Source organism: Streptomyces sp. NBC_00631 (assembly GCF_045206895.1).
Taxonomy (GTDB): domain Bacteria; phylum Actinomycetota; class Actinomycetes; order Streptomycetales; family Streptomycetaceae; genus Streptomyces.
Genome location: NZ_CP107734.1, coordinates 3110400 through 3137225, shown reverse-complemented (window position 1 = coordinate 3137225; position 26826 = coordinate 3110400). Strand labels below are relative to the sequence as shown.

Annotated in this window: 27 protein-coding genes and 1 riboswitch; of the genes, 14 read left to right on the top strand and 13 right to left on the bottom strand. The window is 72.3% G+C overall.

Annotated features, from left to right (window positions below):
* Window positions 1–35 precede the first annotated feature (35 nt).
* The 3 genes from macS to OHB00_RS14380 all read left to right on the top strand — a co-directional run bounded on the left by macS (window position 36) and on the right by OHB00_RS14380 (window position 3087).
* On the top strand, window positions 36–1250 hold the full coding sequence (gene macS, locus OHB00_RS14390; protein ID WP_406434897.1) for a MacS family sensor histidine kinase: 1215 nt from the start codon (window positions 36–38) through the stop codon (window positions 1248–1250).
* A complete protein-coding gene (locus OHB00_RS14385) occupies window positions 1247–1909 on the top strand; it encodes a response regulator (RefSeq protein WP_383714583.1) in 663 nt (220 codons plus the stop codon). Before macS ends, OHB00_RS14385 begins: the two co-directional genes overlap by 4 nt.
* 149 nt (window positions 1910–2058) lie before the next feature.
* Window positions 2059–3087, top strand: a complete 1029-nt coding sequence (locus OHB00_RS14380) for a 6-phosphofructokinase (protein WP_406434895.1) — start codon at window positions 2059–2061, stop codon at window positions 3085–3087.
* A gap of 125 nt (window positions 3088–3212) precedes the next feature.
* Here the strand turns inward: OHB00_RS14380 and OHB00_RS14375 are convergent, their stop codons facing one another.
* Complete coding sequence (locus tag OHB00_RS14375) at window positions 3213–5099, bottom strand: anthranilate synthase family protein (protein WP_406434893.1); 1887 nt, start codon at window positions 5097–5099, stop codon at window positions 3213–3215.
* A gap of 108 nt (window positions 5100–5207) precedes the next feature.
* The gene (locus OHB00_RS14370; RefSeq protein WP_071659820.1) at window positions 5208–5264 is read right to left on the bottom strand and encodes a trp operon leader peptide; all 57 of its coding nucleotides are present in this window, start codon (window positions 5262–5264) and stop codon (window positions 5208–5210) included.
* Between the two features lie 106 nt (window positions 5265–5370).
* Here OHB00_RS14370 and OHB00_RS14365 point away from each other — a divergent pair, with 106 nt between their 5' ends.
* Together OHB00_RS14365 and OHB00_RS14360 are read left to right on the top strand one after the other, a co-directional pair.
* On the top strand, window positions 5371–6723 hold the full coding sequence (locus OHB00_RS14365) for a class II 3-deoxy-7-phosphoheptulonate synthase (protein WP_406434891.1): 1353 nt from the start codon (window positions 5371–5373) through the stop codon (window positions 6721–6723).
* A 142-nt stretch (window positions 6724–6865) separates the two neighbouring features.
* The gene (locus OHB00_RS14360) at window positions 6866–7126 is read left to right on the top strand and encodes a bacterioferritin-associated ferredoxin (RefSeq protein WP_406434889.1); all 261 of its coding nucleotides are present in this window, start codon (window positions 6866–6868) and stop codon (window positions 7124–7126) included.
* Window positions 7127–7136: 10 nt separating this feature from the next.
* Here the strand turns inward: OHB00_RS14360 and bfr are convergent, their stop codons facing one another.
* Window positions 7137–7619: a bacterioferritin gene (bfr, locus tag OHB00_RS14355; protein WP_406434887.1), complete on the bottom strand. Its 483-nt coding sequence runs from the start codon at window positions 7617–7619 to the stop codon at window positions 7137–7139.
* A gap of 199 nt (window positions 7620–7818) precedes the next feature.
* Between bfr and OHB00_RS14350 the strand changes: the two genes are divergently transcribed.
* Window positions 7819–8451, top strand: coding sequence for a sulfite oxidase-like oxidoreductase (locus OHB00_RS14350; RefSeq protein ID WP_406434885.1), 633 nt, complete (start codon window positions 7819–7821; stop codon window positions 8449–8451).
* Window positions 8452–8468: 17 nt separating this feature from the next.
* Here the strand turns inward: OHB00_RS14350 and OHB00_RS14345 are convergent, their stop codons facing one another.
* From OHB00_RS14345 to thiO, 5 genes are all read right to left on the bottom strand, one after another.
* Complete coding sequence (locus OHB00_RS14345) at window positions 8469–9347, bottom strand: deoxyribonuclease IV (protein ID WP_406434883.1); 879 nt, start codon at window positions 9345–9347, stop codon at window positions 8469–8471.
* Between the two features lie 34 nt (window positions 9348–9381).
* A complete protein-coding gene (gene pknB / locus OHB00_RS14340) occupies window positions 9382–11304 on the bottom strand; it encodes a Stk1 family PASTA domain-containing Ser/Thr kinase (protein ID WP_406434881.1) in 1923 nt (640 codons plus the stop codon).
* A gap of 260 nt (window positions 11305–11564) precedes the next feature.
* Window positions 11565–12359 carry a thiazole synthase gene (locus tag OHB00_RS14335; protein ID WP_406434879.1) on the bottom strand — a complete coding sequence of 265 codons (795 nt, stop codon included), beginning with the start codon at window positions 12357–12359 and terminating at the stop codon, window positions 11565–11567.
* Between the two features lie 3 nt (window positions 12360–12362).
* Window positions 12363–12575, bottom strand: coding sequence for a sulfur carrier protein ThiS (gene thiS / locus OHB00_RS14330; protein WP_406434877.1), 213 nt, complete (start codon window positions 12573–12575; stop codon window positions 12363–12365).
* Window positions 12572–13741 carry a glycine oxidase ThiO gene (gene thiO, locus OHB00_RS14325; RefSeq protein WP_406434875.1) on the bottom strand — a complete coding sequence of 390 codons (1170 nt, stop codon included), beginning with the start codon at window positions 13739–13741 and terminating at the stop codon, window positions 12572–12574. Before thiO ends, thiS begins: the two co-directional genes overlap by 4 nt.
* A riboswitch (TPP riboswitch) is annotated at window positions 13739–13850 on the bottom strand. (Overlaps the previous gene by 3 nt.)
* A 129-nt stretch (window positions 13851–13979) precedes the next feature.
* Here thiO and OHB00_RS14320 point away from each other — a divergent pair.
* The 5 genes from OHB00_RS14320 to OHB00_RS14300 all read left to right on the top strand — a co-directional run bounded on the left by OHB00_RS14320 (window position 13980) and on the right by OHB00_RS14300 (window position 18482).
* Window positions 13980–15218 carry an NAD(P)/FAD-dependent oxidoreductase gene (locus OHB00_RS14320; RefSeq protein WP_406434873.1) on the top strand — a complete coding sequence of 413 codons (1239 nt, stop codon included), beginning with the start codon at window positions 13980–13982 and terminating at the stop codon, window positions 15216–15218.
* 129 nt (window positions 15219–15347) lie between these two features.
* Complete coding sequence (locus tag OHB00_RS14315; RefSeq protein WP_406434871.1) at window positions 15348–15713, top strand: Rv2175c family DNA-binding protein; 366 nt, start codon at window positions 15348–15350, stop codon at window positions 15711–15713.
* Between the two features lie 33 nt (window positions 15714–15746).
* Window positions 15747–16394 (top strand): thiamine phosphate synthase, encoded by a 648-nt coding sequence (thiE, locus tag OHB00_RS14310; protein WP_406434869.1) that lies wholly within the window; start codon window positions 15747–15749, stop codon window positions 16392–16394.
* A gap of 115 nt (window positions 16395–16509) precedes the next feature.
* Window positions 16510–17433, top strand: a complete 924-nt coding sequence (gene metF, locus OHB00_RS14305) for a methylenetetrahydrofolate reductase [NAD(P)H] (RefSeq protein ID WP_406434867.1) — start codon at window positions 16510–16512, stop codon at window positions 17431–17433.
* A gap of 56 nt (window positions 17434–17489) precedes the next feature.
* Entirely contained in the window at window positions 17490–18482 is a 993-nt protein-coding gene (locus tag OHB00_RS14300; RefSeq protein ID WP_406434865.1) for a hypothetical protein, read from the top strand.
* Between the two features lie 21 nt (window positions 18483–18503).
* On the opposite strand, the gene OHB00_RS14295 is transcribed toward OHB00_RS14300, so the two are convergent.
* The 5 genes from OHB00_RS14295 to OHB00_RS14275 all read right to left on the bottom strand — a co-directional run bounded on the left by OHB00_RS14295 (window position 18504) and on the right by OHB00_RS14275 (window position 24474).
* Window positions 18504–20018, bottom strand: coding sequence for a phytoene desaturase family protein (locus OHB00_RS14295; protein WP_406434863.1), 1515 nt, complete (start codon window positions 20016–20018; stop codon window positions 18504–18506).
* A gap of 47 nt (window positions 20019–20065) precedes the next feature.
* Window positions 20066–20680, bottom strand: coding sequence for a DUF4126 domain-containing protein (locus OHB00_RS14290; RefSeq protein WP_406434861.1), 615 nt, complete (start codon window positions 20678–20680; stop codon window positions 20066–20068).
* 288 nt (window positions 20681–20968) lie between these two features.
* Complete coding sequence (locus tag OHB00_RS14285; protein ID WP_383720216.1) at window positions 20969–21595, bottom strand: TetR/AcrR family transcriptional regulator; 627 nt, start codon at window positions 21593–21595, stop codon at window positions 20969–20971.
* Between the two features lie 61 nt (window positions 21596–21656).
* A complete protein-coding gene (locus tag OHB00_RS14280) occupies window positions 21657–23741 on the bottom strand; it encodes a YhgE/Pip family protein (RefSeq protein ID WP_406434859.1) in 2085 nt (694 codons plus the stop codon).
* Window positions 23713–24474: an ATP-binding cassette domain-containing protein gene (locus tag OHB00_RS14275; RefSeq protein ID WP_406434857.1), complete on the bottom strand. Its 762-nt coding sequence runs from the start codon at window positions 24472–24474 to the stop codon at window positions 23713–23715. Before OHB00_RS14275 ends, OHB00_RS14280 begins: the two co-directional genes overlap by 29 nt.
* A 155-nt stretch (window positions 24475–24629) precedes the next feature.
* On the opposite strand from OHB00_RS14275, the gene OHB00_RS14270 reads away from it, so the two are divergent.
* From OHB00_RS14270 to OHB00_RS14260, 3 genes are all read left to right on the top strand, one after another.
* Window positions 24630–25193 (top strand): SAV_6107 family HEPN domain-containing protein, encoded by a 564-nt coding sequence (locus OHB00_RS14270; protein WP_406434855.1) that lies wholly within the window; start codon window positions 24630–24632, stop codon window positions 25191–25193.
* Between the two features lie 146 nt (window positions 25194–25339).
* Window positions 25340–26110, top strand: a complete 771-nt coding sequence (locus OHB00_RS14265; protein ID WP_406434853.1) for a methyltransferase — start codon at window positions 25340–25342, stop codon at window positions 26108–26110.
* 277 nt (window positions 26111–26387) lie between these two features.
* On the top strand, window positions 26388–26777 hold the full coding sequence (locus tag OHB00_RS14260; RefSeq protein ID WP_406434851.1) for a DUF3040 domain-containing protein: 390 nt from the start codon (window positions 26388–26390) through the stop codon (window positions 26775–26777).
* The last annotated feature ends 49 nt before the right edge of the window (window positions 26778–26826 follow it).

The following is a 26826-nucleotide window of genomic DNA, read 5'->3' as shown; positions in this document are numbered from 1 at the left end:
GGCGACCGGGGGACGAGCAGGGGGACCGGGGGGACATGAGCAAGCGGGAACGCGTCATACGGATGTCGGTCGAGCAGCCCCTGTGGCGTGCCCTCACCGGCTACCGCGTGCTGACGCTGCTGTACGCGATCGGCCTGTTCGCCTCGGCCTACGACGAGTACGACCGGGTGGGCGCCGCCATCGCCTACTACGCCGTCCTGACCGTCTGGACCCTGGCGACCCTGCCCCGCGTGCAGAGCGCGGCGGCCTGCACCAAGCGCTTCCTCGCCGTCGACCTCGCCATCGCGCTCACCGGCATCCTGCTGACCCCCTGGGTGGTCACCCAGGGCCACATCGACCGGGGTGGCCCGACCCTGCCGTCGATATGGACCGCCGGCTCGGTCCTCGCCTACGCCCTCAAGGGCGGCTGGCGCTGGGCCGCGTTCGCCTCCACGCCGGTCGCCGCCGCCAACCTGGCCGAGCGGGGCCACCCGGCCCGCGACACCGTCCACAACGTGATCCTGGTCTGGGTCGCCTCCATCGCCATCGGGTACGTCGTCGAGGTCGCCCGCGCCTCCGAGCGCACCCTCGCCCGCGCCCTGGAGATCGAGGCGGCCACCCGGGAACGCGAGCGGCTCGCCCGGGACATCCACGACAGCGTGCTCCAGGTGCTCGCCATGGTGCAGCGGCGCGGCGCGGTCCTCGGCGGCGAGGCGGGGGAGCTGGGCCGGCTGGCCGGGGAGCAGGAGGTGGCCCTGCGGATGCTGGTCTCCGGCGGCCTGGTGCCCCCTTCAAGGCTCTCGGAGGACGAGGCCCAGGGCGCCGTCGTGCGCCTGGTCGAGGAGCCGGACGACAGCGGCCCGGTCGACCTGCGCGCCCTGCTCGCGCCGTATGCCGGGTCCCGGGTCAGCCTCGCCGAGCCCGGCGCGCCGGTGGAGCTGCCACCGGGCGCCGCGCGGGAACTCGCCGCCGCTGTCGGTGCCGTCCTGGACAATGTGCGCAGGCACGCGGGGGACGGGGCACGGGCCTGGATCCTGGTCGAGGACGAGCCCGGCGAGGTCGTGGTGACGGTACGGGACGACGGCCCCGGCATCCCGGAGGGGCGGCTCGCCCAGGCCGAGGGGGAGGGGCGGCTCGGGGTGGCCCAGTCGATCCGGGGGCGGCTGCGCGACCTCGGCGGCAGCGCCGAGCTGCTCTCGGTCCCCGGGCAGGGCACGGAAGTGGAGCTGACGGTACCGAGGGTCTCCCCGGGGAAGGCGGAGCGGCGATGAGCATCAAGGTCATGGTGGTCGACGACCACCCCATGTGGCGGGACGCGGTCGCCCGGGACCTGGCCGAGTCCGGGTTCGAGGTGGTCGCCACCGCCGGGGACGGCGACCAGGCGGTGCGCCGCGCCAAGGCCGCCGCGCCCGACGTCCTCGTCCTGGACCTCAACCTGCCGGCCAAGCCCGGCGTCCAGGTCTGCAAGGAACTCGTCGGCCACAACCCGGCGTTGCGGGTCCTGGTCCTGTCGGCGAGCGGGGAGCACGCCGACGTCCTGGAGGCGGTGAAGTCCGGCGCCACCGGCTATCTGCTGAAGTCCGCCTCGACCGAGGAACTGCTCGACGCGGTCCGGCGTACCGCCGTCGGCGACCCGGTGTTCACGCCCGGCCTCGCCGGACTGGTCCTCGGCGAGTACCGCCGGCTGGCCTCCGAGCCCGCCCCGGCCGCGGACGCCGACCGGCCCGACGCGCCCCGGCTCACCGACCGCGAGACCGAGGTGCTGCGCCTCGTCGCCAAGGGCCTGAGCTACAAGCAGATCGCCGAGCGCCTGGTCATCTCCCACCGCACGGTCCAGAACCACGTGCAGAACACCCTCGGCAAGCTCCAGCTGCACAACAGGGTGGAGCTGGTGCGGTACGCGATAGAGGCCGGGCTCGACGACGACTGAGACGACGACTGATCTGATCTGATCTTCGGGCGGCGCGTAAACCAACCGCCCGACAATTCACCGGAATTGCCCTTCCCGCCCATCCCTGTGTGACCTGGATCACCACTAGCGTGACCCTCACCAGGCAACCGCGGCGAAGGGACATTTCCATGCGGGTCGGAGTACTGACCGGAGGCGGCGACTGCCCCGGGCTCAACGCCGTCATCCGGGGCATCGTCCGCAAGGGCGTGCAGGAGTACGGCTATGACTTCGTCGGCTTCCGGGACGGCTGGCGCGGACCCCTCGAAGGCGACACCGTCCGCCTCGACATCCCCGCCGTACGCGGCATCCTGCCCCGCGGCGGCACCATCCTCGGCTCCTCGCGCACCAATCCGCTCAAGCAGGAGAACGGCATCCGCCGGATCAAGGACAACCTCGCCAAACTGGAGGTCGACGCGCTGATCGCGATCGGCGGCGAGGACACCCTCGGCGTCGCCGCGCGCCTCACCGACGAGTACGGCGTCCCCGTCGTCGGCGTCCCGAAGACCATCGACAACGACCTGTCCGCCACCGACTACACCTTCGGCTTCGACACCGCGGTCGGCATCGCCACCGAGGCCATCGACCGGCTGCACACCACCGCCGAGTCCCACATGCGGGTCCTGGTCTGCGAGGTGATGGGCCGGCACGCCGGCTGGATCGCCATCCACTCCGGCCTCGCCGGCGGCGCCAACGTCATCCTCATCCCCGAGCAGCGCTTCGACGTCGACCAGGTGTGCGCCTGGGTCACCTCCCGCTTCAAGGCGTCGTACGCGCCGATCGTGGTCGTCGCCGAGGGCGCCATGCCCAAGGACGGGGAGGTCGTCCTCAAGGACGGGTCCCTCGACTCCTTCGGGCACGTCCGGCTCTCCGGGGTCGGCGAGTGGCTGGCCAAGGAGATCGAGAAGCGCACCGGCAAGGAGGCCCGGACCACCGTCCTCGGGCACATCCAGCGCGGCGGCACGCCCAGCGCCTTCGACCGCTGGCTGGCCACCCGCTTCGGCCTGCACGCCGTCGACGCCGTCCGCGACGGGGACTTCGGCAAGATGGTCGCGCTGCGCGGCACCGACATCGTCCGGGTACCGATCGCGGAGGCCACGGCCAAGCTGAAGACCGTCGACCTGAAGCTCTACGAGGAGGTCGGGGTGTTCTTCGGCTGACAGCCGTCGGCCGCCTCTCCTCGGCCCGCGCGCCGTCACGGTCACCGTGACGGCGCGCGGGGCCGTGTTCGACATGCGGCTCCGCCGCGTGGGCGCGACCAGCCCCCGCCGGCCGCACCCGAAACTCAAGCCGGAACCGTGCCGGTACCACGCAGCTGTCCCACCAACTCCCGTACGATCGCGGCCCCGTTCAGGGTCAGGACCGACTCGGGATGGAACTGCACCCCGGCGAACCCGGGGCCCCTGAGGGCGTGCACCTCGCCGTTGTCCGCCCGGCTCACCTGCACGCCGTGCGCGGCCAGCTCCCGGGCCGCCTCCCCGTCGCAGCGGGCCACGAAGCTGTTGTAGAAGCCGACCGTCTCCGGGCGCCCGAACAGGTCAACGGCCGTCTGCGTCCCCTGGTAGGGGACCTGCTTGCGGACGATGTCCAGCCCCAGCTCCGCCGCGATCAGCTCGTGCCCGAGGCAGACGCCGAGCACCCCGTGCCGGTGCTCCCGGATCACGGTCGCCGTCAGCTCCCGCAGGAACCGCATCCTCGGATCGTCCAGGTCGGACGGGTCACCGGGCCCGGGGCCGAGCACCACCGGCCCCTCGTGCGCGAGCACGGCCGCCCGCAGCCCCGGCTCGTCGTAGCGCCGGACGGTGACGTCGAGTCCGCCGGCCCGCAGCACATGCGCGAGCATCGCCGTGAACGTGTCCTCCGCGTCCACCACGAGCGCGTGCCCGGCCAGTTCGCCGGTCCGCTCCTGCATCCGCAGCCAGAACGGCGCCAGCGCGGCCCGCCGCCCGTCCAGCGCGGCCCGCACCCGCGGGTCGTCCGCCAGCCGGGGCCGCGTCTCCTCGCCCCGCGGCCGTGACGGTCGTACCCCCAGCGCCGCCAGCACACCCGCCGCCTTGGCGTGCGTCTCCGCGACCTCGCTCGCCGGGTCCGAGCCGCGCACCAGCGTGGCGCCGACGGGAACCCGCAGCCGGCCGTCCGCGTCGATGTCGGCGGTGCGGATCAGGATGGGGGAGTCCAGGGTCTGGGCGCCGGCAGGTTCTTCCCGCCCGCCACCCGCGTACCGGCCGAGCAGGGCCAGCGCACCCGCGTAGTAACCCCGGCCGCCCACCTCGTGCCGTTCGATCACCCGGCAGGCGTTCTGCACCGGGGACCCGGTGACGGTCGCGGCGAACATGGTCTCCTTCAGGACCTCCCGCACGTCCAGCGAGGACCGGCCGCGCAGCTCGTACTCGGTGTGCGCGAGGTGCGCCATCTCCTTCAGCCGCGGGCCGACCACCACTCCGCCCATGTCGCCCACCGTGCACATCATCTTGAGCTCCTCGTCGACGACCATCGACAGCTCCTCGATCTCCTTGCCGTCGGCGAGGAAGCCGAGCAGATGTTCGGGGGTGGGGCCCTCGGCGGGATAGCGGTACGTGCCGCTGATCGGGTTCATGACCACCGTGCCGCCGGACACCCGGACGTGCACCTCCGGGCTCGCGCCGACCAGGGTCCGGTCCCCGGTGTGCACGACGAACGTCCAGTACGCGCCCCGCTCGCCCTCCAGGAGCCGCCGGAACAGGGCCAGCGCGTCGGCGCGTCCGAAGCCCGGGATCTCGCCCTCGTACGTCCGCCGGATCACGAAGTTCGCGCCCTCGCCCCGGCCGATCTCCTCGCGCAGCACCCGGCCGACGATCCGCGCGTACGCGTCGTCGTCGACGTCGAAGCCCCCGGCCTCGACGCGGACGTCGTGGGCGGGGAGGGTCGCGAGGGCCTCGTCCAGTGGAATGTGACCTACCACCGTCGGGGTCAGCGCCAGCAGCGGCGTCCCGTCGTCCCGCACGTCGAACCCCCGCTCCCGGATCTGCCGGTACGGGATCAGGGCGAGCGCCTCCTCGGGCAGGTCGGCGAGCCGGTCGTGGGCGGTGACCGGACCGACCAGGACCTCCACCGTGCTCTCGTCGTGGCCAGGGGTGCGGCGCCGGAGCAGGGCGAAGGGTCGGTCGTCGGCGAGCAGCTGTTGCAGGTCCATGGTTCCTCTGCGTCCTTTGTCAGGTGAGACAGGTGGGAGAGGAACGGCCCCGGGAACGCCGAAGGCCGCCCCTCCGGGCGGCCTTCGCGAAGTCTTGCGTACGCGCAGTCAGTGGGCCGCCGGAGAAGCGGTCCACCACCAGTTCTGGGTCGAATGCGCGAACATGCGGAAAACCCTACCCCACCAACCGCCCTGTCCACAGGACAATCGCTGTGTCTCACCAGTCGAGCCGGAGGAAAATATGGCGACACGACCCCGTAATGTTTACGAGGTGACCGTGAACGCTAAGACCAGCCTTGGCGCTGGCAACACCTGGCGAAACCTGCCCGCGGCGCAGCAGCCCGAGTACCCCGACCCCGAGGCTCTGCGCGCAGTCGTTGCGGAGCTGGAGTCGTATCCGCCGCTCGTCTTCGCGGGCGAGTGCGACCAGCTGCGCGCCCGGATGGCGGCCGTCGCCAAGGGAGAGGCGTTCCTTCTCCAGGGCGGCGACTGCGCCGAGGCCTTCGACGCGGTGTCCGCCGACCACATCCGCAACAAGCTCAAGACGCTCCTCCAGATGGGTGCGGTGCTCACGTACGCCGCGTCGGTGCCCGTCGTGAAGGTGGGGCGGATCGCCGGCCAGTACAGCAAGCCGCGCTCCAAGCCGACCGAGACCCGCGACGGGGTGACACTGCCGACCTACCGCGGCGACTCCGTCAACGGCTTCGACTTCGACGAGGCCTCGCGCATCCCGGACCCCGAGCGGCTGAAGCGGATGTACAACGCCTCCGCCTCGACGCTGAACCTGGTGCGCGCCTTCACCACCGGCGGCTACGCGGACCTGCGCCAGGTGCACGCCTGGAACCAGGACTTCGTGAAGTCCTCTCCGTCGGGCCAGCGCTACGAGCAGCTCGCCCGAGAGATCGACAACGCGCTGAACTTCATGCGGGCCTGCGGCGCGGAGCCGGAGGAGTTCAAGACGGTCGAGTTCTTCTCCTCGCACGAGGCGCTGCTGCTGGACTACGAGTCCGCCCTGACCAGGGTCGACTCGCGCACCGGCAAGCTGTACGACGTCTCGGCGCACATGGTGTGGATCGGTGAGCGCACCCGGCAGCTGGACGGGGCGCACATCGAGTTCGCCTCGAAGATCCGCAACCCGATCGGTCTCAAGCTCGGTCCGACGACGACCGCCGAGGACGCGCTCAGGTACATCGACCGCCTCGACCCGGACCGCGAGCCGGGCCGGCTGACCTTCGTCGTCCGGATGGGCGCGGACAAGGTCCGCGACCACCTCCCCGAGCTGGTCGAGAAGGTCACCGCCTCGGGTGCCACCGTGGCCTGGGTGACCGACCCGATGCACGGCAACACCTTCGAGGCGGCCTCGGGCCACAAGACCCGCCGCTTCGACGACGTGCTCGACGAGGTCAAGGGCTTCTTCGAGGTCCACAAGACCCTCGGCACCCACCCGGGCGGCATCCACGTGGAGCTCACCGGTGACGACGTCACCGAGTGCGTGGGCGGCGGCGACGAGATCTTCGTCGACGACCTGCACCAGCGCTACGAGACGGCCTGCGACCCGCGGCTGAACCGCAGCCAGTCCCTCGACCTGGCCTTCCTGGTCGCGGAGATGTACCGGGACCAGTAGGGCTCCCGGCAGTGCTCTGGGGCGCGGATCACACCGGATCCGCGCCCCTCGCACTTTTGCGGTTCCCCAGGGATGGGTAAGGTTAGGTTTGCCTCACCGGAAAACGGGATGGCAGCAGTGAAGAGACCCATCCTGTCGGGAGGTGAACCGCGTGTACGTCTGCAGCTGCTTCGGCATCACCGAGAGCCAGGTCAAGCGGCACGCCGCGGACGGCGCCTGCACCCCCCGCCAGATAGCGTCCGCCTGCAAGGCGGGCACGGACTGCGGTTCGTGCGTCCGTCGCATCCAGGCGATTCTGGGCCGGGGCGCCTGCCCCCGCCGAGAGCCGGCCGACCAGGGCCGCCCGGTGCTCGCCGCGGTCGACGCCGGCGAGGCGGCCTCCGCGCTCGACGAAGCGGCCTGAGGCCCGGCGCTCAGCTGCTCTCGGGCTGCTCGATGAGCTGCGAGATGTAGAGCGCCTCGCCGAGCTTCTCCACCAGCTCCAGCTGGGTGTCGAGGTAGTCGATGTGGTGCTCCTCGTCCTTCAGGATGTCCTCGAAGATGTTCGCGGACGTGATGTCGCCCTTGTCGCGCATCACCTTGGTCCCGCGCTTGAGGCGGTCGATCGCCTCCACCTCGATCTGCCGGTCGGCCTCGAACATCTCCTTCACGGTCTGCCCCACACGGACGTGGAACAGCCGCTGGTAGTTGGGCAGCCCCTCCAGGAACAGGATCCGGTCGGTGAGCACCTCGGCGTGCTTCATCTCGTCGAACGACTCGTGCCGGGTGTACTTCGCGAGCTTGTACCAGCCGAAGTTCTCCTGCATCTTCGCGTGCAGGAAGTACTGGTTGATCGCGGTGAGCTCGCCGGTGAGCTGCTCGTTGAGGAATTCGATGACCTCGGGGTCGCCCTGCATCGCAGAGGCTCCTTCCGCGTGGGTTCCGTACCGGACGGATGGGACGTCTGCGGCGCATGATTGCACCGGCACCGAAGATCGTCCAGTAAGTGCGGACTTAGTAAGTAAGTGCATGCCTGGTGCCAGTTGAGCGATTTGCAGATCTTTGTGTGGTCTGCCTGGTCAGGTGCACTGCCCGTGGTCTGTCAGGATGGAAGGCATGGGTCATCCGGTGGAACACGCGTCTCGGGAAACCGCGGGAGCCGGGCTTCCGCCGGGGCAGCGGTTGCAGCGCGGCTGGCCGGTCACGCACTACGGCCCGGTGCCCAGGTTCCGGCCCGAGCGCTGGGAGTTCCGGGTCTTCGGCGCCACCGCCGACGGGGGCGCGCGCATCTGGAACCACGAGCAGTTCACGGCCCTGCCGTACGCCACCGTGGTCGCCGACCTGCACTGCGTGACGAAGTTCAGCATGCTCGGCGCGGAGTGGGGCGGGATCCCGGCGCGGACCGTCCTGGAGCTCGCGCCACCCGCCCCCGAGGTCACCCATGTGATGGTCTGGGCGGAGTACGGCTTCAGCTCCAACCTGCGCCTCGCGGACTTCGCCGCCGAGGGCACCGTCTTCGCCACCCACAAGGACGGCGAACTCCTCACCGCCGAGCACGGTTTCCCGGTCCGCCTGGTCGTGCCCCACCTGTACGCCTGGAAGGGCCCCAAGTGGGCCCGCGGCGTCGAGTACATGACCGCCGACCGCCGCGGCTTCTGGGAGGAGCGCGGCTACCACAACATCGGCGACCCCTGGCGGGAGCAGCGCTACTCCTACCAGGAGGGCCCGGGGGACGGCCCGGAACTCTGAGCCGACCGTGGCGGGTGTCAGCCGTCCCGGAGCCGCTTGAGGCGCTCGACGTCCGCCGCGTGCCCCTCCTTGCCGCCGGGCGTCTCGATGACCAGCGGTACGCCCGCGGTCGCCGGGTGGGTCATCAGCGCACGGAACGGGTCCTCGCCGATGTGCCCGGCGCCGATGTTCTCGTGCCGGTCCTTGTGCGCGCCGACGACGTCCTTCGAGTCGTTGGCGTGGATCAGCTTCAGCCGCCCCTCGCCGACGGTCGCCACCAGCAGGTCCAGGGTCTGGTGCATCCCGCTCGGCCCGGTCAGGTCGTGCCCGGCGGCGAAGATGTGGCAGGTGTCCAGGCAGACACCCAGCTTCGGATGGGCGTCCAGCGCCTCGAAGTAGGGGCCGAAGTCCCAGGTCCGCGAGCAGAGCGAGGCGCCCTGCCCGGCGGTGGACTCCAGGAGCAGGAACGGGTCGTCGTCGTGGGTCAGCTCGTCGAGGAGCGGCAGCAGATGCGTCCGTACCTGCTTCAGCGCCACGTCCCGGGCCCGGCCGCCGGTCGCGCTCCCGGTGTGCACCACCACCCCGAGCGCCCCGATCTCCCGGCCGCGCCGCAGCGAGTGCCGCAGCGACTCCACCGACCTCTCCACCGTCGCCTCGGTGTGCGAGCCGAAGTTGATCAGATAGGGGGCATGCACGTACGCCGGGATCGAACCCTCCGCGCAGGCCGCGCGGAACGCCTCGTCCTGCTTCGGGCTGCCCGCCGGGGTGGCCCAGCCGCGCGGGTTGGCGACGAAGACCTGCACGGTCTCGGCCCGCAGCTCACGGGCGTACGACAGCCCCACCGAGTGCAGCCCGCCGGCCACCGGGACATGGCCGCCGACGGGGTTGCGGGCGGGGCCTGACTGCTGACTCTTCACCCGTCAAGGGTGTCACGGCGCGGCCGGCACCCCGTCACCGGATGGTGATGGTGATCGTCGACCCCTTGGGCGCCTGCTCCCCGGCGTCCACCGACTGCTTCTTCACGGTGTCGCCGAACAGCCCGAGCAGCCCGCGGTTCTCCCTGACCTGGAAACCGGACTGCTCCAGCAGCTTGGTCGCGGCGTCGACGCTCGCCCCGACCACGTTCGGCACCTCGACCAGCTCGGGGCCCTTGGACAGGGTCAGCGTCACCGTGTCGCCCTCGGCGGCCTGCGCGTCGCCGGCCGGGGTCTGCCGGGCGACCTGCCCCTGGTCGTACTCGGAGTTGATCTCGGTGGCGGAGACCGTCACCTTCAGCCCGGCCTCCTGAAGCTCCTGCCGGGCGTCCTCCAGGTCGTCGCCGGTGACGTCCGGGACGTCGACCGGGGCACCCTTGCTGACGACGAGCGCGATCGCGGCCCCCGCGTGCCGCTTGGTGCCCGCCCCCGGATCAGTGGAGATGACCGACCCCTTGGGCACGCTCTCGCTGAACTCCCGGGTCACCATGCCCGGTTCGAGCCCGTCGGCGGTCAGCAGCGCCTTCGCCCCGGCCAGCGTCCGGCCCTGCGTGTCCGGCACGTTCACCGTCTCGGGGCCGTCCGAGATGGTGAGCGCCACCGAGTCGTTGCTGCGGATCCGCTCGCCGGCCGCCGGGTCGGTGCTGATCACGGTGCCCCGCTTCACCGTGTCGCTGTAGGCGTGCTCGACCGATCCGACGTCGAGCCCGGCCGCCTTCAGCCGCGCGGTGGCCTGGGCCTCGCTCTTCGACAGCAGCGGCGGGACCTTGGTGAACTGCCCGGAGTTGATGTACCAGACGCCGGCGCCGGCGCCGAAGACGATCAGCACGGCGATGACGAGCGTCACCAGCCCGCGCCGGGACCGGCGTCCTCCGCGTCGCCGGTCAGGAACGGGCGGCGCCTCGAACCTGCTGGTCCGCAGTACCCCCTCGTCCTCCTCGTTGACCGGCAGAGGCCGGGGCACTGTCAGCGACCGGGGTATGACACTGGTCCGGTCCCCGGCGATGTCATGCGCCTGAGCCAGCGCCTGCGGTGGTACGGCGTCCAGCTGCTCGGCACCGAGCGCGTCGCGCGTCTCCCGCAGCAGGGCGAGCAGCGCGACCGCGTCGTACGGCCGGACCTCGGGATTGCGGGCGGTCCCGAGCGCGACCAGCTCGTCCAGCTCATAGGCCAGCCCCGGCACGACGGCGGACGGCGCCGGCACGTCCTCGTGCAGATGCTTGTACAGGACGACCGCGGGCGAGTCCCCGTCGTGCGGCTTCTGCCCGGTGAGCATCTCGTACAGCACGACACCGCACGCGTACACGTCGACACGCGGGTCGGCGGCTCCGCTCTCGACCTGCTCGGGCGCGAGGTACGACACGGTGCCGAGCACGGCGCCGGTCGTGCTGGTCACGGAGTCCACCGACCGCACCAGCCCGAAGTCGGCGACCTTGACCCGCCCGTCGTCCCCTATCAGCACGTTCTCGGGCTTCATGTCCCGGTGCACGAACCCGGCGCGGTGCGCGGCGCCCAGCGCGGCCAGCACCGGCTCCAGGATGTCCAGCGCGGCCCGCGGCTGCAGCGCGCCGCGCTCGCGCAGCACGTCACGCAGGGTGCAGCCGGCCACGTACTCCATGGCGAGATACACATACGACCGGTCGGCCCCCTGGTCGAAGACCTGGACGACATTGGGGTGGGCCAGCCGGGCGACCGACTTGGCCTCCCGGATGAACCTGTCGACGAAGGACGCGTCGGCGGCGAGCGCCGGGTGCATCACCTTCAGCGCGAGGACCCGGTCCAGCCGGATGTCCAGGGCCCGGTACACCGTGGCCATCCCGCCGACGGCGATCCGCGCGTCGACGCGATAACGGCCGTCGAGCACCTGCCCGACGAGGGGGTCCTGAAGGGTCGTATCCACGCAGCGAGTGTACGAGCACCGGCTGACACCCCCACTGGTGAGACCGCTTACCCCGGAGGACTGCAGCGCACCTGTGACGCTTCACACCCGGCTGAAATACGCACCCACCCGCAGGCGCCGATGGTGATCACCCCCGGGCGTGCTTTCTCCCCCTTCCCGCAGCCGCCGACGGCGATCGGCCCCCACGGGAGAGTCCGGCCCTCCAACGAACCGTTTCGGGCGGTGCGTGGGTGGGAGAGCAGACGGGAGCGGACCGGCGCTCAGAACGCGGGGCGCTCGGGGTCCAGCACGGCCAGGCCCTCCGCCGGAGACGACGCCTCCGCGAGGTACCGGCGGGGAATCCGGCCCGCCAGCCGGGCCAGCCGCCCCGCCTCCACCCCGGCCCGCATGGCGAACGCCATCCGCTCGGGATCCTGCGCCCGGGTCACCGCCGACGCCAGCATCACCCCGGCGCACCCCAGCTCCATCGCCAGCGCCGCGTCCGACGCCGTACCGGCTCCCGCGTCCAGAATCACCGGCACCCGGGCGTGCTCGACGATCAGCTGGAAGTTGTGCGGGTTGCGGATCCCGAGCCCGGAGCCGATCGGCGACCCGAGCGGCATCACCGCCGCGCACCCCACGTCCTCCAGCTTCCGGGCCAGCACCGGATCGTCGTTCGTGTACGGCAGCACCGTGAACCCGTCGTCCACCAGCGTCTCCGCCGCGTCCAGCAGCTCCACCGGATCCGGCAGCAGCGTCCGCTCGTCGGCGATGACCTCCAGCTTGATCAGGGAGGTTCCCAGCGCCTCCCGCGCCAGCCGGGCGGTCAGCACGGCCTCCCCGGCGGTGTAGCACCCCGCCGTGTTCGGCAGCACCCGGATCCCCAGCCGATCGAGGACCGACAGCACGGAGCCCCGTACCCCCGGATCCACCCGCCGCATCGCCACCGTGGTCAGCTCGGTGCCGGACGCGACGAGCGCCCGTTCCAGCACCTCCAGGCTGGGCGCACCCCCGGTCCCCATGATCAGCCGGGAGGAGAACGTCGTACCCCCGAGGACGAACGGATCGTCGGCCATGGCTCAGCCTCCCTGCACGGCGGTGAGAACTTCCACGCGGTCACCTTCGGCGAGCCCGGTCGCCGCCCACTGACCGCGCGGCACGACGGTCTCGTTGACGGCCGCGGCCACGCCGGACGGCGCCGCCGTGAGGGACCGTACGAGGGTGTCGAGCGCGGTGCCCGGGGCGATCTCCCGGCGCTCCCCGTTGACGGAGATGGTGACGGAGATGTTCATACGGTCTGCTCCACGAGTACGGCGGGGACGGGGTCGAACCGCTTCGGCGTGAACGGACGGGCCTCCGGCGGCAGCTCGCCGCCGGCCAGCAGCTCCGCCATCACGTCCCCCGTGACCGGTGTGAGCAGCACCCCGTTGCGGTAGTGCCCGGTGGCCAGCAGCAGCCCGTCGAGGCGGGTCGGCCCGAGCAGCGGCGCGTTGTCGGGGGAGCCGGGGCGCAGTCCGGCCCGGGTCTCGGTCAGGGGCAGCTCGGTGATGCCGGGCACCAGCTCGTGCGCGTCGCGCAGCAGCTCGTACACGCCGCCCGCCGTGACCGTCGTGTCCCAGCCCAGCTCCTCGCTGGTCGCGCCGACGACCAGTTCGCCGTTCTCCCGGGGCACCAGGTAGACGTTCCCGCCGCGCACCACGGCCCGTACGGTCCGGCTGAGGAACGGCGCGTACCGCGCGGGCACGGTCAGCCGCAGCACCTGCCCCTTCACCGGCCGCACCGGCGGCCGCACCTCGTCGGGGACGCCCGCCAGCCTCCCGCTCAGGCTTCCGCCGGCGAGTACCACCTGATCCGCGCCCAGCGCCTCACCCGCGCGGGTGACGACACCGGCGGCCCGCTCCCTGACCACCTCCAGCCGCTCCGCCCAGTCGCGGTGGAACACCACCCCGGCCCGCTCGCCCGCGGCCACCAGCGCGGCCGCCAGCCGACGCGGGTCGATCTGGTGGTCGCCGTCCACCCGCAGCCCGCCGCGCACGCCCGGCGCGAGCATCGGCTCCAGGCGCCGGCACTCCCGCCCGGACAGCCATTCGGACTCCAGGCCCGACTGCTGCTGGAGGGCGTGCAGCTCGCGCAGATGGGCCCGGTCGTCGGCGTCCAGCGCGACCGCGAGGGTGCCGCAGCGCCGGTAGCCGAGGTCGTGGCCGGTGAGTTCGGTCAGCTCGGCGGCGAAGCCGGGATAGCGGTGGGCCGAGGCCAGGTTGAGCCCCAGCAGGGTCTGCTCGCCGTAGTGCAGTTCGGTGACCGCGGCCAGCATCCCGGCCGCCACCTGCGCGGCCCCGCCGCCGGGCCCGGGGTCGACCACGGTGACGGCGAGCCCGCGCTGAGCCGTTCGCCAGGCCGTGACCAGGCCGATGATCCCGCCCCCGATGACGAGGACGTCGGACGTACGTGAGGACATGGGCGTCCAGCCCCTCCCTTCGCCGGCATGACCCGGATCAGGTTCGTACGGTCGGAGGCCGCCAGCCTCCCTCTCAGCCCGGTGCGTCCGGGCTCCCGCGTGTGCTTCCCCGCCACCCTAGCCCGCGCGGCTCCACCCTTGTAAGACGGCCTCGGACGGCGCTGTGCAACAGGTCACTCGCCACGACCCCTGACTGACTCTTTGTCAGTTGTCTATCGTTCTTGTCTATGGTGATCAGGTGAGCGAGCAGACGCAGCGACGGGGCACGTCACAGGCACGGCGCGTGGTCGTCGTGGGCGCGGGCATGGCCGGGGTGCAGACCGCCGTCGCCCTGCGCGAGCAGGGATTCACCGGCACCGTCACACTGATCGGCGCCGAGCCGCACCAGCCGTACGACCGGCCGCCGCTCTCCAAGGCCGTGCTGCTCGGCAAGTCGGAGGGCTCCGCCTTCGAGGTCGACTTCGAGGCGCTCGGCATCGAGCTGGCGCTCGGCCGCGAGGCGCTGGGCGTGCGCACCGCCGACCACGAGCTGGACACCGAGGCCGGACCGGTGCCCTACGACGTCCTGGTCCTTGCCACCGGTGCCGAGCCGATCACGCTGCCCGGCACCGAGGGCGTGCCCGGCGTCCACTTGCTGCGCACCCTGGACGACGCCGAGCGGCTGCGGCCCGTACTCGCCCGGCAGCACGACATCGTGGTCGTCGGTGCGGGCTGGATCGGCGCCGAGTTCGCCACCGCGGCCCGCGAGGCCGGCTGCGCGGTGACCGTCGTGGAGGCCGCCGACCGCCCGCTCGCGGGAGCGCTTCCCGCCGAGGTCGCCGCGCCGATGGCCGCCTGGTACGCGGACAGCGGCACCGCACTGCGCACGCACGCGCGCGTGGCGCGCGTCGAGCCCGGCGCTGTGGTGCTCGACGACGGCTCGCGGCTGCCCGCGGGCGCCGTCGTGGTGGGCATCGGCGCCCGCCCCGCCACGGCCTGGCTGACCGGCTCCGGCATCGAGCTGGGCGCGCATCGCGAGGTGCTGGCCGACGACCGCCTGCGCACCACCGCCCCCGAGGTCTACGCGGTCGGCGACTGCGCCTCCTTCCCGTCCGGCCGCTACGGCGAGCGCCTGCTGGTCCACCACTGGGACAACGCCCTCCAGGGCCCCCGCACGGTCGCCGCCAACATCCTCGGCGAGACCGACGCCGTCTACGACCCGGTCCCGTACTTCTGGTCCGAACAGTTCGGCCGCTTCGTCCAGTACGCCGGCCACCACGCCGCGGCCGACCGCATGGTCTGGCGCGGCGACCCGACCGGCCCGTCCTGGAGCGTCTGCTGGCTGCGCGAGGACCGCCTGGTAGCCCTGTTGGCGGTAGGCCGCCCCCGGGACCTGGCCCAGGGCCGCCGCCTGATCGAGGCGGGTACCCGTATGGACGCCGAGGCCCTGTCCGACCCGGCCCGCCCTTTGAAGAACGCGACTACAGCGCCCCGATAGGGGCGGGGCCGTGACATGTGCGGCTCCGCCGCGTGGGCGCGACCAGCCCCCGTGGCGCCGCACCCGAACCACGACCCGTCCCGGCACTGCCATCGCGGCCCGCTCGTCGGAGCGCCTACCCTAGATCCCGTGACCGAGATTGACGCAAAGATCGATGCTCTCGTCCCCGCCTGGCTCAACCTCCCCGACATCGCGGAAATGATGGACGTCGAGGTGACCCGCGTGCGGCAGCTGGTCAAGGAGGGCCAGCTCATCGCCGTCCGCCGCGGTGAGAACAGGGCGCTGCACGTCCCCGCCGCCTTCATCGACGGGGACAAGGTCGTCAAGGGCCTGTCCGGGACCCTGACGCTCCTGCGGGACGACGGCTTCACGGACGAAGAGATGCTGGAGTGGCTCTTCACCCCCGACGCCACCCTGCCCGGCACCCCCGCGCAGGCGCTCAGCGAGAATCGCGGCACGGAGGTGAAGCGCCGCGCCCAGGCGCTCGCCGTCTGAGGCGACCAGTACTGACACAACGGGGGATAACCGATGACCGACACCGCCCGCGCCCAGCTGGCCGACGCCCGGCTCTACCTGTGCACGGACGCCCGCAAGGAGCAGGGCGACCTCGCCGGGTTCCTGGACGCGGTCCTGGCGGGCGGTGTCGACATCGTGCAGTTGCGCGACAAGGGCCTGGAGGCCGGCGAGGAGCTGGAGCACCTCGCCGTGTTCGCCGACGCCTGCGCCCGGCACGGCAAGCTGCTCGCGGTCAACGACCGCGCGGACGTGGCCCACGCGGCCGGCGCCGACGTGCTCCACCTCGGCCAGGGTGACCTGCCGGTCCCGGCCGCCCGCGCGATCCTCGGCCCGGACGTCCTGATCGGCCGCTCCACGCACGCCGAGCCGGAGGCCGCCGCGGCCGCCGTGCAGGACGGTGTGGACTACTTCTGCACCGGCCCCTGCTGGCCCACCCCCACCAAGCCCGGCCGCCCCGCCCCCGGCCTCGGCCTGGTGCGGTACACCGCCGCCCTGGGTACCGACCGCCCCTGGTTCGCCATCGGCGGCATCGACCTCGGCAACCTCGACCAGGTGCTGGACGCGGGCGCCCGCCGGGTGGTCGTGGTCCGCGCGCTCACCGCCGCCGGCGACCCGGGCGCGGCGGCGGCCGAGTTCGCCGAGCGGCTGCGCTCGCGGTAGCGCGCAGGGGGGCGCTGTCCGGAAACTTGTCCAGTATCCGGACGCGAGGTCGACAATTCGGGCAAATATCCCGAGTTCGGTTGGGTGACCGTCCACCCCTGACTAACCTGCGGGTATGGCCCTCGGAACCGCATCCACCAGGACTGACCGCGCACGCACCGTGCGCGACATGCTCGCCACCGGCAAGATCACGTACTCGTTCGAGTTCTCGGCGCCGAAGACCCCCAAGGGTGAGCGGAACCTGTGGAGCGCGCTCCGGCGGGTCGAGGCGGTCGCTCCCGACTTCGTCTCCGTGACCTACGGCGCCGGCGGCTCCACCCGCGCGGGCACCGTCAAGGAGACCGAGCAGATCGTCGCCGACACCACGCTCACCCCGGTCGCCCACCTCACCGCGGTCGACCACTCGCTGGCCGAGCTGCGGAACATCATCGGCCAGTACGCGGACGCCGGGATCCGCAACATGCTCGCGGTGCGCGGCGACCCGCCCGGCGACCCGATGGGCGAGTGGGTGGCGCACCCGCGAGGGCTGACCTACGCGGCCGAACTCGTCCGGCTCATCAAGGAGTCGGGCGACTTCTGCGTGGGCGTCGCCGCGTTCCCGGAGATGCACCCGCGCTCCGACGACTGGGACACCGACGTCCGGCACTTCGTCGACAAGTGCCGCGCGGGCGCCGACTACGCCATCACGCAGATGTTCTTCCAGCCCGAGTCGTATCTTCGCCTTCGCGACTCGGTCGCCGCGGCCGGCTGTGAAACTCCGGTCATCCCGGAAATTCTGCCGGTCACCAGTGTGAAGATGCTGGAACGGCTGCCCAAACTCAGCAACGCGGCCTTCCCGGACGCCCTGAAAGAGCGGATCCTCACAGCCAAAGACGATCCGGCGGCGGTACGCTCCATTGGCATCGAACACGCCACGGAGTTCTGCGCCCGGCTGCTGGCCGAGGGAGTGCCCGGACTGCACTTCATCACGTTGAACAGCTCCACGGCGACGCTGGAGATCTACGAGAACCTGGGCCTGCACCATCCCCCGCAGGCCTAGACCGGCCGCACCGGAGTACGACACACTGCGTAGCGGTCACTGGAGGAGGGGCGTACATGGGCTGGACGGTCCTCTACGTAGCGTTCGGCATCGTCGCACTGTGGTTGCTCGGCGAGGTACTGCTGCAGTACAAGGCGCGGCTGCGCTGGCGGCTGCTCGCCTTCGTGGGCTTCCTCGGGGTCGTCTTCGGTGTCCTGATCCCGTCTGTGATCGTCATCGGCGTGGGCGCGATCGCCTTCGCGGTCGGCCAGACCTACGTCACGCTGTCGTTCCGCCGCGGCTTCGAGGCGGGCTGGGCCGTCAAGCGCCCGGGTGCGGAGGGTGACGGCGGCGGCCTGACCAAGCGCCGCCGCGGCGAGCCGGACCAGGACCCGGGCCTGGAAGCCACCGACCCGGACGCGGCCGACGCCGCCTACGCCGAGCAGCAGGGCGGCTACGCCACGGGCGGCACGCCGTCCTACGGCGGTGACGACTACGACCGTGACGACGTCTTCACCCCGGCGGCCCGCACCATGGAGCCCGGCGCGGCCGAGTCGACCGCGGTGTACGAGCCGCAGCCGTTGCCCGACGACACCGGCTCCTACGGCGTCTACCGCGACTCCGGCTACGCCGCCGGCGACCAGCAGGCCGCCTACGCGACCGCCGGCCAGGACCAGGCGTACGCCGCCCAGGGCACCGACCAGAACTACGCCTACGACTACTCCGGTTACGGCCAGCAGCAGTACGGCTACGACACGAGCGGCGGCCAGCAGCAGTACGCCAACTACTCCGACCCGTACATCGGCAACCAGACCTACGGCGGCGAGGGGTACGACCAGTCGTCGTACGGCACCCAGCAGTACGACCAGCAGGGGTACGCCCAGGGCCAGTACGGCACCGGCGGCTTCGGCGAGACCCCGGCCGGTGGTGTCTGGGTCCCGCAGCAGCGCGCCGACGAGACGTACGGCGGCGAACTCCCGCAGGAGCAGCCGTACCCCTACCAGGGCGACGGACAGGGCCAGGAGAGCCAGCAGGGCAACGGGTACGACGAGCAGCAGTACCGTTTCTGAAGCCGTCCCGAGGAGCCCGGCTCACTGCGAGCCGCGGAACTCCGGCCCCTCCACGATCAGTCCGGCCACCAGCGCCCCCGACATGCCGGCGTGCGCGAGCCCGCCACCGGGGTGTGACCAGCCGCCCACCCGGTACAACCCCGGGAGCCGAGTGGTGTTGGCCGGATGCAGGAAACGTCCCTTGCCGGCGGCGAGGGCGGGAGCCGAGACCTCCCCGAACTCCGGGGTGCCCGTGGCGTGTTCCGGCAGCCGCGTCTCGTGCCAGAGCAGGCGCTCCCGGAGCCCCGGGACGGCGGCTTCGGCGGCTTCGAGGAGGAAGTCCGTGCAGGCCCGGGCCGTGCCGTCCTTCTCCCAGCCGGCCTCGGCCGACAGCACCGCCGACAACACCACGGACTCGTGGTCGTCGTCCGGTCTGAGCGCCGGGTCGTCGGGGCGCAGCACCGTCACCGTGGGGCGCACCGGCCGGTCGCCGCCGGGCGCGGTCAGCAGGTCCAGCTCGGTCTCGCCGTCCGGGGCGTGCACGATCGTGCGGTGCGCGGTACCGGCCCCGGGCCCGCCACGGAGCGCGAGCAGCACGGTGAGGCGGCCCGGGCGCGCCGGCTTCCTGTCGGCCCGCACATCGCCGTCGGCGTCGAGCCGGCACCCCGTCAGCCGCGTGAGCGCGTCGAGCCGCACCGGATCCACTCCGGCCACCACATGGTCCACGTCGATCACAGAGCCGTCGGCGAGCTCCACCCCCGCCGCGCGGCCGTCCTTCGCCAGCACCGCCGTGACCTCGGCACCGAAGACGAACTCGACCCGCCGCTGCACGCACCGCTCGTACACCGCACGCGCCAACTCCCGCAGCCCGCCGCGCACATACCAGGTGCCGAAGGCGTGCTCCAGGTACGGCAGCACGGCCGCGCTCGCCGGCGTGTCACGGGGGTTGAGGCCGTACGCGAGCGCGTGGCTGTTCAGGAGGGCGGCCAGCCGCTCGTCGCGCAGCTCCCACGCGCCGATCTCGGCCAGCGTCGTGGCCCGGCGCGTGCGCAGCAGCTTCTTGTGCGGGATTGACGGGTACGGCTCGCGCTCGGCCAGCACCTGCCAGTTCGGCCACAGCGGCTCCTCCAGGAGCGGGCGGCGGGTGCGGTCCCAGGCCTCCCGGGCCCGCACCAGGAAGTCGCCCCAGCGCTGCCCGGCACCGGCCCCCAGCGCCTCGTCCAGGGCGGTGACGACGCCCGCGCGGGACGCGTTCGGCAGGGACACCTCCGTGCCGTCCGCGAAGACGTGCCGCACCGACGGGTCCACCTGGACCAGTTCGACGCAGTCCTCCAGCGGCTCCCTGCCGGTCTTGACGAACAGATCGCGGTACACGGCCGGCAGCGGCAGCAGTCCGGGGCCGGTGTCGAAGGCGAACCCGTCCCGCTCGAACCGGCGCACCTGGCCGCCGTACGTCTCCGTACGCTCGTACACCGTCACCCGGTGGCCCGCGACGGCCAGCCGGGCGGCCCCCGCCATGGCGCCCATCCCGGCGCCGATCACCGCAATCCGTCCCATGCCCACGACTTTATCGACCGCCACTGACAGTCCGGCCCGGCGGCCCGTCAGCCGGGTGGCCGCTCCACCTGCGCCGCGAGCCGCCGTTCCTCCCGGCGCTGGGCGCGGCGGCGCCAGAACCGCCGGATCCGGGAGACCAGGAACACCAGCACGATCAGGCCGCTCGCCAGCAGCACCGCAGCGATGATCGCCGCCGCCAGCGGATGGAACATCGCGAACGTCACGATCCCGGCGACCCCGAGATCCTCCGCCAGGCTCACCACGATGTTGCTGAACGGCTCCGGCGAGGTGTTGATCGCCATGCGGGTGCCGGCCTTCACGGTGTGGCTGGCCAGCGCCGTGGAACCGCCCACCAGCCCGGCCGCCACGTCCGGGAGCGAGCCGCTGTGCCCGGCGAGCAGCGCCCCGACCCAGGCGCCCGCCACCGGCCGGATCACCGTGTGCACCGAGTCCCACGCCGAGTCGACGTACGGGATCTTGTCGGCGACCGCCTCGCACAGGAACAGCACGCCCGCGACGATCAGCACCTCGGGGCGCTGCAGCGTCTCGGGGACGTCGTCGCTCAGGCCCGTCGCGCCGAAGAGACCGAGCAGCAGCACCACCGCGTACGCGTTGATTCCGCTGGCCCAGCCGCTGGTGAAGACCAAGGGGAGTACCGACACGGACGCGATCGTAACCAGTGGGCGGCCGTACGTCCTGGGCCTGGGTGCGCACACCTGAGTACGCGTACCTAGGCGCCGAGTTGAGTACGCGCGCGGATGGGCCGCGACCTGCGTGAACGAGACAGTGGAGGCACGGAACAGGGCGCGGGTCCGGCACCGCCGACACGGGGCGGCGGAACGGTGACCGCGCCCTTGACCGCTCCTTCCGCCGATTCGCGTCGGCGGAAGCGAGACACGGGGGAGAGGGGACCCGGGGGAAAACGGGGGCGCACGAAAGGCGGGAAGGGCTCAGCCCTTCCCGCTCACCCGTCCCTGCAGCAGCCGGGACAGGGCCGCGTGGACGTCGTCCAGGGAGCGCTCCGGCTGGAAGGACTTCCAGTCCAGGGCCGCCACCAGCACCATCCCGACCAGCGCGGCCGCCGTCAGCTGGACGTCGATCTCGTCGCTGAACTCGCCGTTCTCCACACCCTCGCGCAGCACGCCCTCGACGACCGCGACGGCCTGCTGCCGGACCACCATCAGCGTCGACTGCCAGGCCCGGTTGGTGCGCCACAGCTCCGCCACGTAGAGCTGCGTGAAGGCCGGGTAGCGGTCGATGAAGACGAGGCCCGCGCGGACCATCGCGTCCAGGGCGTCGACCCGGCTGCCGCCCTCCCGGGCGGTCTGCTCCGCGGCGTCTCTCAGGGACGCGGTGAGCAGGCCCACACCGTGCCGCAGCAACTCCTCGAAGAGGACCGACTTGCTCGCGAAGTTGTAGTAGACGGTGCCCTTCGCGACGCCTGCCCGTTCGGCGATCTCGTCCACCGTGGTGGCGGAGAAGCCCTGCTCGGCGATGAGCGTGACGGCGGCCTCGTAGAGCTTCTGCCGGGTGGCCTCACGACGTGTGCTGCCGCCCGTGGTGCTGCTGCTTTCCATGGTTCCGATTCTCACAGGAACGGCGGCCCGAGCGGGCACGGAAGAGGAGGTCATGGCGGCCTCACAGACTCAGTTCGGGATGGAGGCGGTCCAGCGTCCAGACCTGGCGGCGCCGGGCGGACACCGCGGTGAGCGCCAGGGCACCCGCCGTGAACGCCACCAGGACGGCGCAGGCCTGCCACACCGGCCCCAGCCCGCCGCCCGTGATCAGCCGCCGCAGCGCCGCCACGACGTAGCTCATCGGCAGGAACGGGTGGATCGCGTTGAAGAAGCCCGGACTGGTCTGCACGGGATACGTGCCGCCGGCCGAGGTCAGCTGGAGCATCAGCAGGGCGAGGACCAGGATCCGCCCCGCCGCCCCGAAGCGTGCGTTCAGCCACTGGACGATCGCCGCGAAGCAGGCCGCCACCAGGAACAGGAACCCGACCGTCCCGGCCGCGCGCACCATCTGGAGCCCGATCCCCCAGTGCAGTACGGCCATCAGGGCGGTCGTCTGCAGCACCCCGACCGCGACCACCGGCAGCCAGCCCGCCAGCGCGATCCGCCAGGCCGCCGAACCGGCCGCCAGGGCCCGCCGGTTGAGCGGCTGGATCAGCATGTAGGCGACCATCGCGCCGACCCACAGGGACAGCGGAATGAAGTAAGGGGCGAAGCCGGTGCCGTAGTTGGGCGCCTTGTGCAGGTCCTGCGAGGCGAGCTGGACCGGGTCGGCCATGACCCCGGTGCGCCGGTCGCGGTCCTGCTTGTCGTAGTCGGGGATCTTGCGCGCCCCGTCGTGCAGGCCGCCGGCGAGGGTGTTGGAGCCGTCGACGAGCTTGTAGAGCCCGCCGTCGAGGTCGTAGGCGCCGGCCTTGAGCTTCCCTATGCCCGCGTCGAGGCCGGTGGCGCCGGTGGTGGCGGTGCCGAGGCCGGTGTGCAGCTTCGCGGCGCCCGCGGCGACCTGGGCCGCGCCGTCGTTCAGCTTGTTGATCTTCGTGACGGCGTCGGTGACGTCCTCGGAGAGGTGCGGGGCGCGGTCGGCGAGGGCCTGCGCCTGCGTCTGGAGCGTGCCGAGGTTCGCGTCGAGCGTCCTCAGGTCGCCGTTCTGGTCGGCGATCAGCGTGTTGAGGTCGTCGGCGACCGACGCCACGTCGTCCGCCGCGTCCCTGGCCTTCTTCAGGTCGGGGCAGACCGAGTCGGCCGGCGGCTGCGCCGGGCAGCGAGCCGTGTAGATCCCGTCCAGGGTGTCCGCGGCCGCGTGCGCGGTCTTCGCGGCCGCCGGGGCGGTCTTCACGAGGACACCCAGGTTGTCGCGTACGGTCCCGGCCGAGTCGGCGACCAGCCGGGCGGTGTCACCGATGGTCTTCTCGTTCTTCGCCAGGTACGGGCCGACCTTGCCGTAGACGCCGTTGACCTGGTCCGCCAACACCTGGGTGCCGTCCGCGACCTGCCGCGAGCCGTCCGCCAGCGTCCCCGCGCCCGCGTCGAGCTTCCTGATCCCCTTGGCGAGCTTCCCGCTGCCGGTCTTGGCGTCCGACAGGCCGTCCGCGAGGTCCTTCGACCCCTGCTCGGCCTTCCCGATGCCACCGGCGAGCGTGTCGGCGCCCTCGGCGGCCCGCACGGTCTGCCCGTGGATGTCGGAGAACGAGATGAAGATCCGGTCCAGGAAGGACCGGGACGCCTTGGCGGACGCGGCCGAGCGCACCTCGTTGAAGACCGTGCGGGAGATCTGCCCGACGATGTAGTTGTTCGCGTCGTTCGTGCGCACCTGGAGCGCGCCGGTCTCCGGGGAGTCGCCGGCACTGGAGGCGATGCGCGCGCTGAAGTCGGCGGGCATGGTCAGCGACAGGTAGTACGTGCCGTCCTCGACGCCCCGGCGGGCCTCGGCCGCGCTCACCTCGTGCCAGTCGAAGGTCTTGCTGTCCCTGAGCCCGGCGACGATGTCGTCGCCCGCGGTGATCCGGCTGCCGCTCGCGGTCGCCCCCTTGTCGTCGTTCACGAGCGCCACGGGGACGCGGTCGAGGCGGCCGTACGGATCCCAGAACGACCACAGGTACAGCGCGCCGTACAGCAGCGGCAGCACCAGCAGGGCCACCAGGGCCGCGCGTGGCAGCCTGCCCCGTCCGAAGCGCCTGAGCTCAAGCGCGGCCAGTCGCGGCGAGCGCATCGCCGGCCTCCTCCCCTTGTGATGCCTCCGCGTTCCCGGTGCGGACGACGAGAGCCCCCTCCGGTGCCTCCCCGCACACCGCCACCACCGTCGTCCCGGACGCGGCGATCGACGCCAACAGCGTCCGTATCTTGCCCCGTTCGGCCTGCGACAGCTTCAGGTCGGCGTCGTCCACGGCCAGCAGCCGCGGCTTCCCGACCAGCGCCAGCGCCACGGACAGCCGCAGCTCCTCGATCCGCTCCAGATCCCGTACGGCGGTCCGGGGGCCCTTCGGCAGCGACCGAAGGTCGAGCCCCGCGGCGGCCAGGGCGTCGTCGATCCGCTGCTGCGCCCGCGCCCGCCGCTCCGCGCGAGGCCGCAGCAGCGCGCGCAGGGAGTCGCCGAACCGGCGCTGCAGCAGAGCCTGTTCGCGCAGGTGCTCGCCGACGGTCAGGGCGGGTTCGAGGTCGGTGACTCCGGCCATGTTGGCCACCGCGCTGATCCGCCGTACGGCCGCGAGCTGCTTGGGCAGCCGGGCCCCGCCGACGTTCGCGGTGCCCTCGGTTGCCCGCATCCGGCCGGTGAGCGCGAGCAGCAGACACGTGCGGCCGGAGCCGGACGGCCCTTCCACCACGATCAGCGCGCCCGGCCCGGCGTCCAGGCAGACCCCGCGGAACGGCCAGCCCCGCGGGCCCCTGAGCCCGAGGCGCTCGGCTGTGACAGGTACGCCGTGCACAGGTCCCCCCTGCGGCATCGTTTTTGAACTGACTGGTCAGTGCAAAAACTACCCCGAACTCGCGATCGAGGCAAAAGACCAGGTCAGAACGGATTGTCAGTGCCATACCCCACGATGGGCACATACGGCACCCCGTGTGAGGGCGCCGTCACTGAGACGACAGGAGGTTCGTCATGGCCAACTCGTCAGCGGCGGCCGCCCACCGGCGCCGCGCCACCGGCCCTGCCCCCTCACTGACCGGCCCGGCGAGCGATGTGCACCCCGTGCTCCGCCGGGCCACGGCCCCGCCCGCCGCCCTCGACCTGCTCACCCAGGCCCGCGCCGCGCTGGACGAGGCCGAGCTGCTCGACACCCCCAACGAGCGCTACGCGACCGCCCACCTGGCAGCCCTGCGCACCGCGGCCGCCGTGCTCGCCGCCCGCGCCCGCCCCGAGACCTCGCCCCGGCGCCGGGCCCGGATCCGCAGCGCCTGGGAGGTGCTCCCCGAGGTCGCGCCCGAGCTCACCGAGTGGAGCGCCCTGTTCGCCTCCGGCGCCCGCCGCCGGGCCCGCGCCGAGGCCGGCATCCAGGGTGCGGCCACCCGCCGGGACGCCGACGACCTGATACGCGACGTGGCGATGTTCCTCCGCATCGCCGAACGGATGCTCGTCCTCCAGCCGGTGCTGCCCCAGCCGCGCCGAGAGGACGGCGAGCGGCCGGCCGGCGACCCGGGGAGGGAGCTGCCCGACGCGGGATGACCAGGCAAGGCGGCGGCGGCAATCAGGTGCCGAGGCAATAGGGTGGAGAGCGCCTGAAGCCTTCCTTCCTCCCGCACCCGGGCCGGGGAGGCACCGAGTTCGCGCCGCCGGGCAACAGGCGGTGCCGCGCCGAGGAGTCAACTGCCGTGCCGGACCCCACTCGACCCCGCGCCTCTCTCCGTACCGCCGTGGTCTGGGAGGTCCTCCAGGACGCCCTCGACCGCCGGGTCAAGGCATCCGGCCGGGACGCGCTGGACGTCCTGGACACCGGCGGCGGCAGCGGCAACTTCGCCGTCCCCCTGGCCCGCCTCGGCCACCGCGTCACCGTCGTCGACCCCAGCCCGAACGCGCTGTTCGCGCTGGAGCGCCGCGTCGCCGAGGCGGGCGTGGCCGACCGGGTCAAGGGCGTCCAGGGCGACGTCCTCGGCCTGTTCGACGTGGTCGAGCGCGGCGGCCACGACGTGGTGCTGTGCCACGGCGTCCTGGAGTACGTCGACGACCCGGCCCAGGGCGTGCGCAACACGGTGGCCGCGCTGCGCTCCGAGGGCGTCCTCAGCCTCCTCGCCGCCGGGCTCGGCGGAGCTGTGGTCGCCCGTGCCCTCGCCGGCCACTTCAAGGAGGCCAAGCAGGCCCTGGAGGACCCCGAGGGCCGCTGGGGCGAGGGTGACCCGATGCCGCGCCGCTTCACCGCGGAGCAGCTCACCGGCCTGGTCGAGGGCGCGGGCCTGGCCGTCGCCGCCGTGCACGGCGTGCGGGTCTTCGCCGACCTGGTCCCCGGCGTCCTGGTGGACACCGAGCCCGGCGCCCTCGACGCCCTGCTCAAGCTGGAGGCCGCCGCGGCCGAGCTCCCCGCCTTCCACGCCGTCGCCACCCAGCTCCACGTGCTCGGCGAGACACCGGGTGCCGCCGGGGTCTGAGAGGGTCCTGGGACGAGCCCGCTGATCAGGGGCTCGACAGCGGATGGAGTACGCCACAGGCCCCCCGATCGAGGGGTTTGCGCCGTATGATCGAGGGAGATCGCCCGGCATGACGGGGCGGCTCCTGGGGAATGGAAGCTTCAGCGAGCCGGGACTGTCATGGCGGATTTCGGTTGGCCAATTGGCCTAGAGGGGCGGGTTTCACGGGGGCGATTCCCTGCCTATCCTGAAGGGACCCCCCGAGTCGCCCCGGCGACTGCACGATGAGGAGGACGCCGTGCCGCTCTCGGAGCACGAGCAGCGAATGCTTGAGCAGATGGAGCGAGCGCTGTACGCCGAAGACCCCAAGTTCGCGACAGCGCTTGAGGGAAGCGGCCTGCGGACGTACACCCGGCGACGGGTCTACCAGGCGGTCGCCGGCTTCCTCGTGGGTATCGCGCTCCTCATCGCCGGAATGGTCGTGCAGCAGGTCTGGGTGAGCGTGGTGGGCTTCCTCGTCATGCTGGGCTGCGCGGTCCTCGCCGTGACCGGCTGGCGCAAGGCTCCCAAGCCCGGTGAGCAGCCCGCGGGAGGCCCGCAGGCCCGCCGCCAGAACCGGCCGAAGCGCTCCGTGATGGACCGCATCGAGGAGCGCTGGCAGCGCCGCCGCGACGAACAGGGCCACTGACGGCTTCGCCGGGAGGCCGAACAGAGCGTGACTGAGGGGTGACCGCCAC

Bases quoted from the DNA above. Each gene is read 5' to 3' on its own strand.
- macS (WP_406434897.1), top strand. From the start codon at position 36: ATGAGCAAGCGGGAACGCGTCATACGGATGTCGGTCGAGCAGCCCCTG.
- OHB00_RS14385 (WP_383714583.1), top strand. From the start codon at position 1,247: ATGAGCATCAAGGTCATGGTGGTCGACGACCACCCCATGTGGCGGGAC.
- OHB00_RS14380 (WP_406434895.1), top strand. From the start codon at position 2,059: ATGCGGGTCGGAGTACTGACCGGAGGCGGCGACTGCCCCGGGCTCAAC.
- OHB00_RS14375 (WP_406434893.1), bottom strand. From the start codon at position 5,099: ATGGACCTGCAACAGCTGCTCGCCGACGACCGACCCTTCGCCCTGCTC.
- bfr (WP_406434887.1), bottom strand. From the start codon at position 7,619: ATGCAGGGCGACCCCGAGGTCATCGAATTCCTCAACGAGCAGCTCACC.
- OHB00_RS14350 (WP_406434885.1), top strand. From the start codon at position 7,819: ATGGGTCATCCGGTGGAACACGCGTCTCGGGAAACCGCGGGAGCCGGG.
- OHB00_RS14335 (WP_406434879.1), bottom strand. From the start codon at position 12,359: ATGGCCGACGATCCGTTCGTCCTCGGGGGTACGACGTTCTCCTCCCGG.
- thiS (WP_406434877.1), bottom strand. From the start codon at position 12,575: ATGAACATCTCCGTCACCATCTCCGTCAACGGGGAGCGCCGGGAGATC.
- thiO (WP_406434875.1), bottom strand. From the start codon at position 13,741: ATGTCCTCACGTACGTCCGACGTCCTCGTCATCGGGGGCGGGATCATC.
- thiE (WP_406434869.1), top strand. From the start codon at position 15,747: ATGACCGACACCGCCCGCGCCCAGCTGGCCGACGCCCGGCTCTACCTG.
- metF (WP_406434867.1), top strand. From the start codon at position 16,510: ATGGCCCTCGGAACCGCATCCACCAGGACTGACCGCGCACGCACCGTG.
- OHB00_RS14300 (WP_406434865.1), top strand. From the start codon at position 17,490: ATGGGCTGGACGGTCCTCTACGTAGCGTTCGGCATCGTCGCACTGTGG.
- OHB00_RS14295 (WP_406434863.1), bottom strand. From the start codon at position 20,018: ATGGGACGGATTGCGGTGATCGGCGCCGGGATGGGCGCCATGGCGGGG.
- OHB00_RS14285 (WP_383720216.1), bottom strand. From the start codon at position 21,595: ATGGAAAGCAGCAGCACCACGGGCGGCAGCACACGTCGTGAGGCCACC.
- OHB00_RS14280 (WP_406434859.1), bottom strand. From the start codon at position 23,741: ATGCGCTCGCCGCGACTGGCCGCGCTTGAGCTCAGGCGCTTCGGACGG.
- OHB00_RS14275 (WP_406434857.1), bottom strand. From the start codon at position 24,474: ATGCCGCAGGGGGGACCTGTGCACGGCGTACCTGTCACAGCCGAGCGC.
- OHB00_RS14270 (WP_406434855.1), top strand. From the start codon at position 24,630: ATGGCCAACTCGTCAGCGGCGGCCGCCCACCGGCGCCGCGCCACCGGC.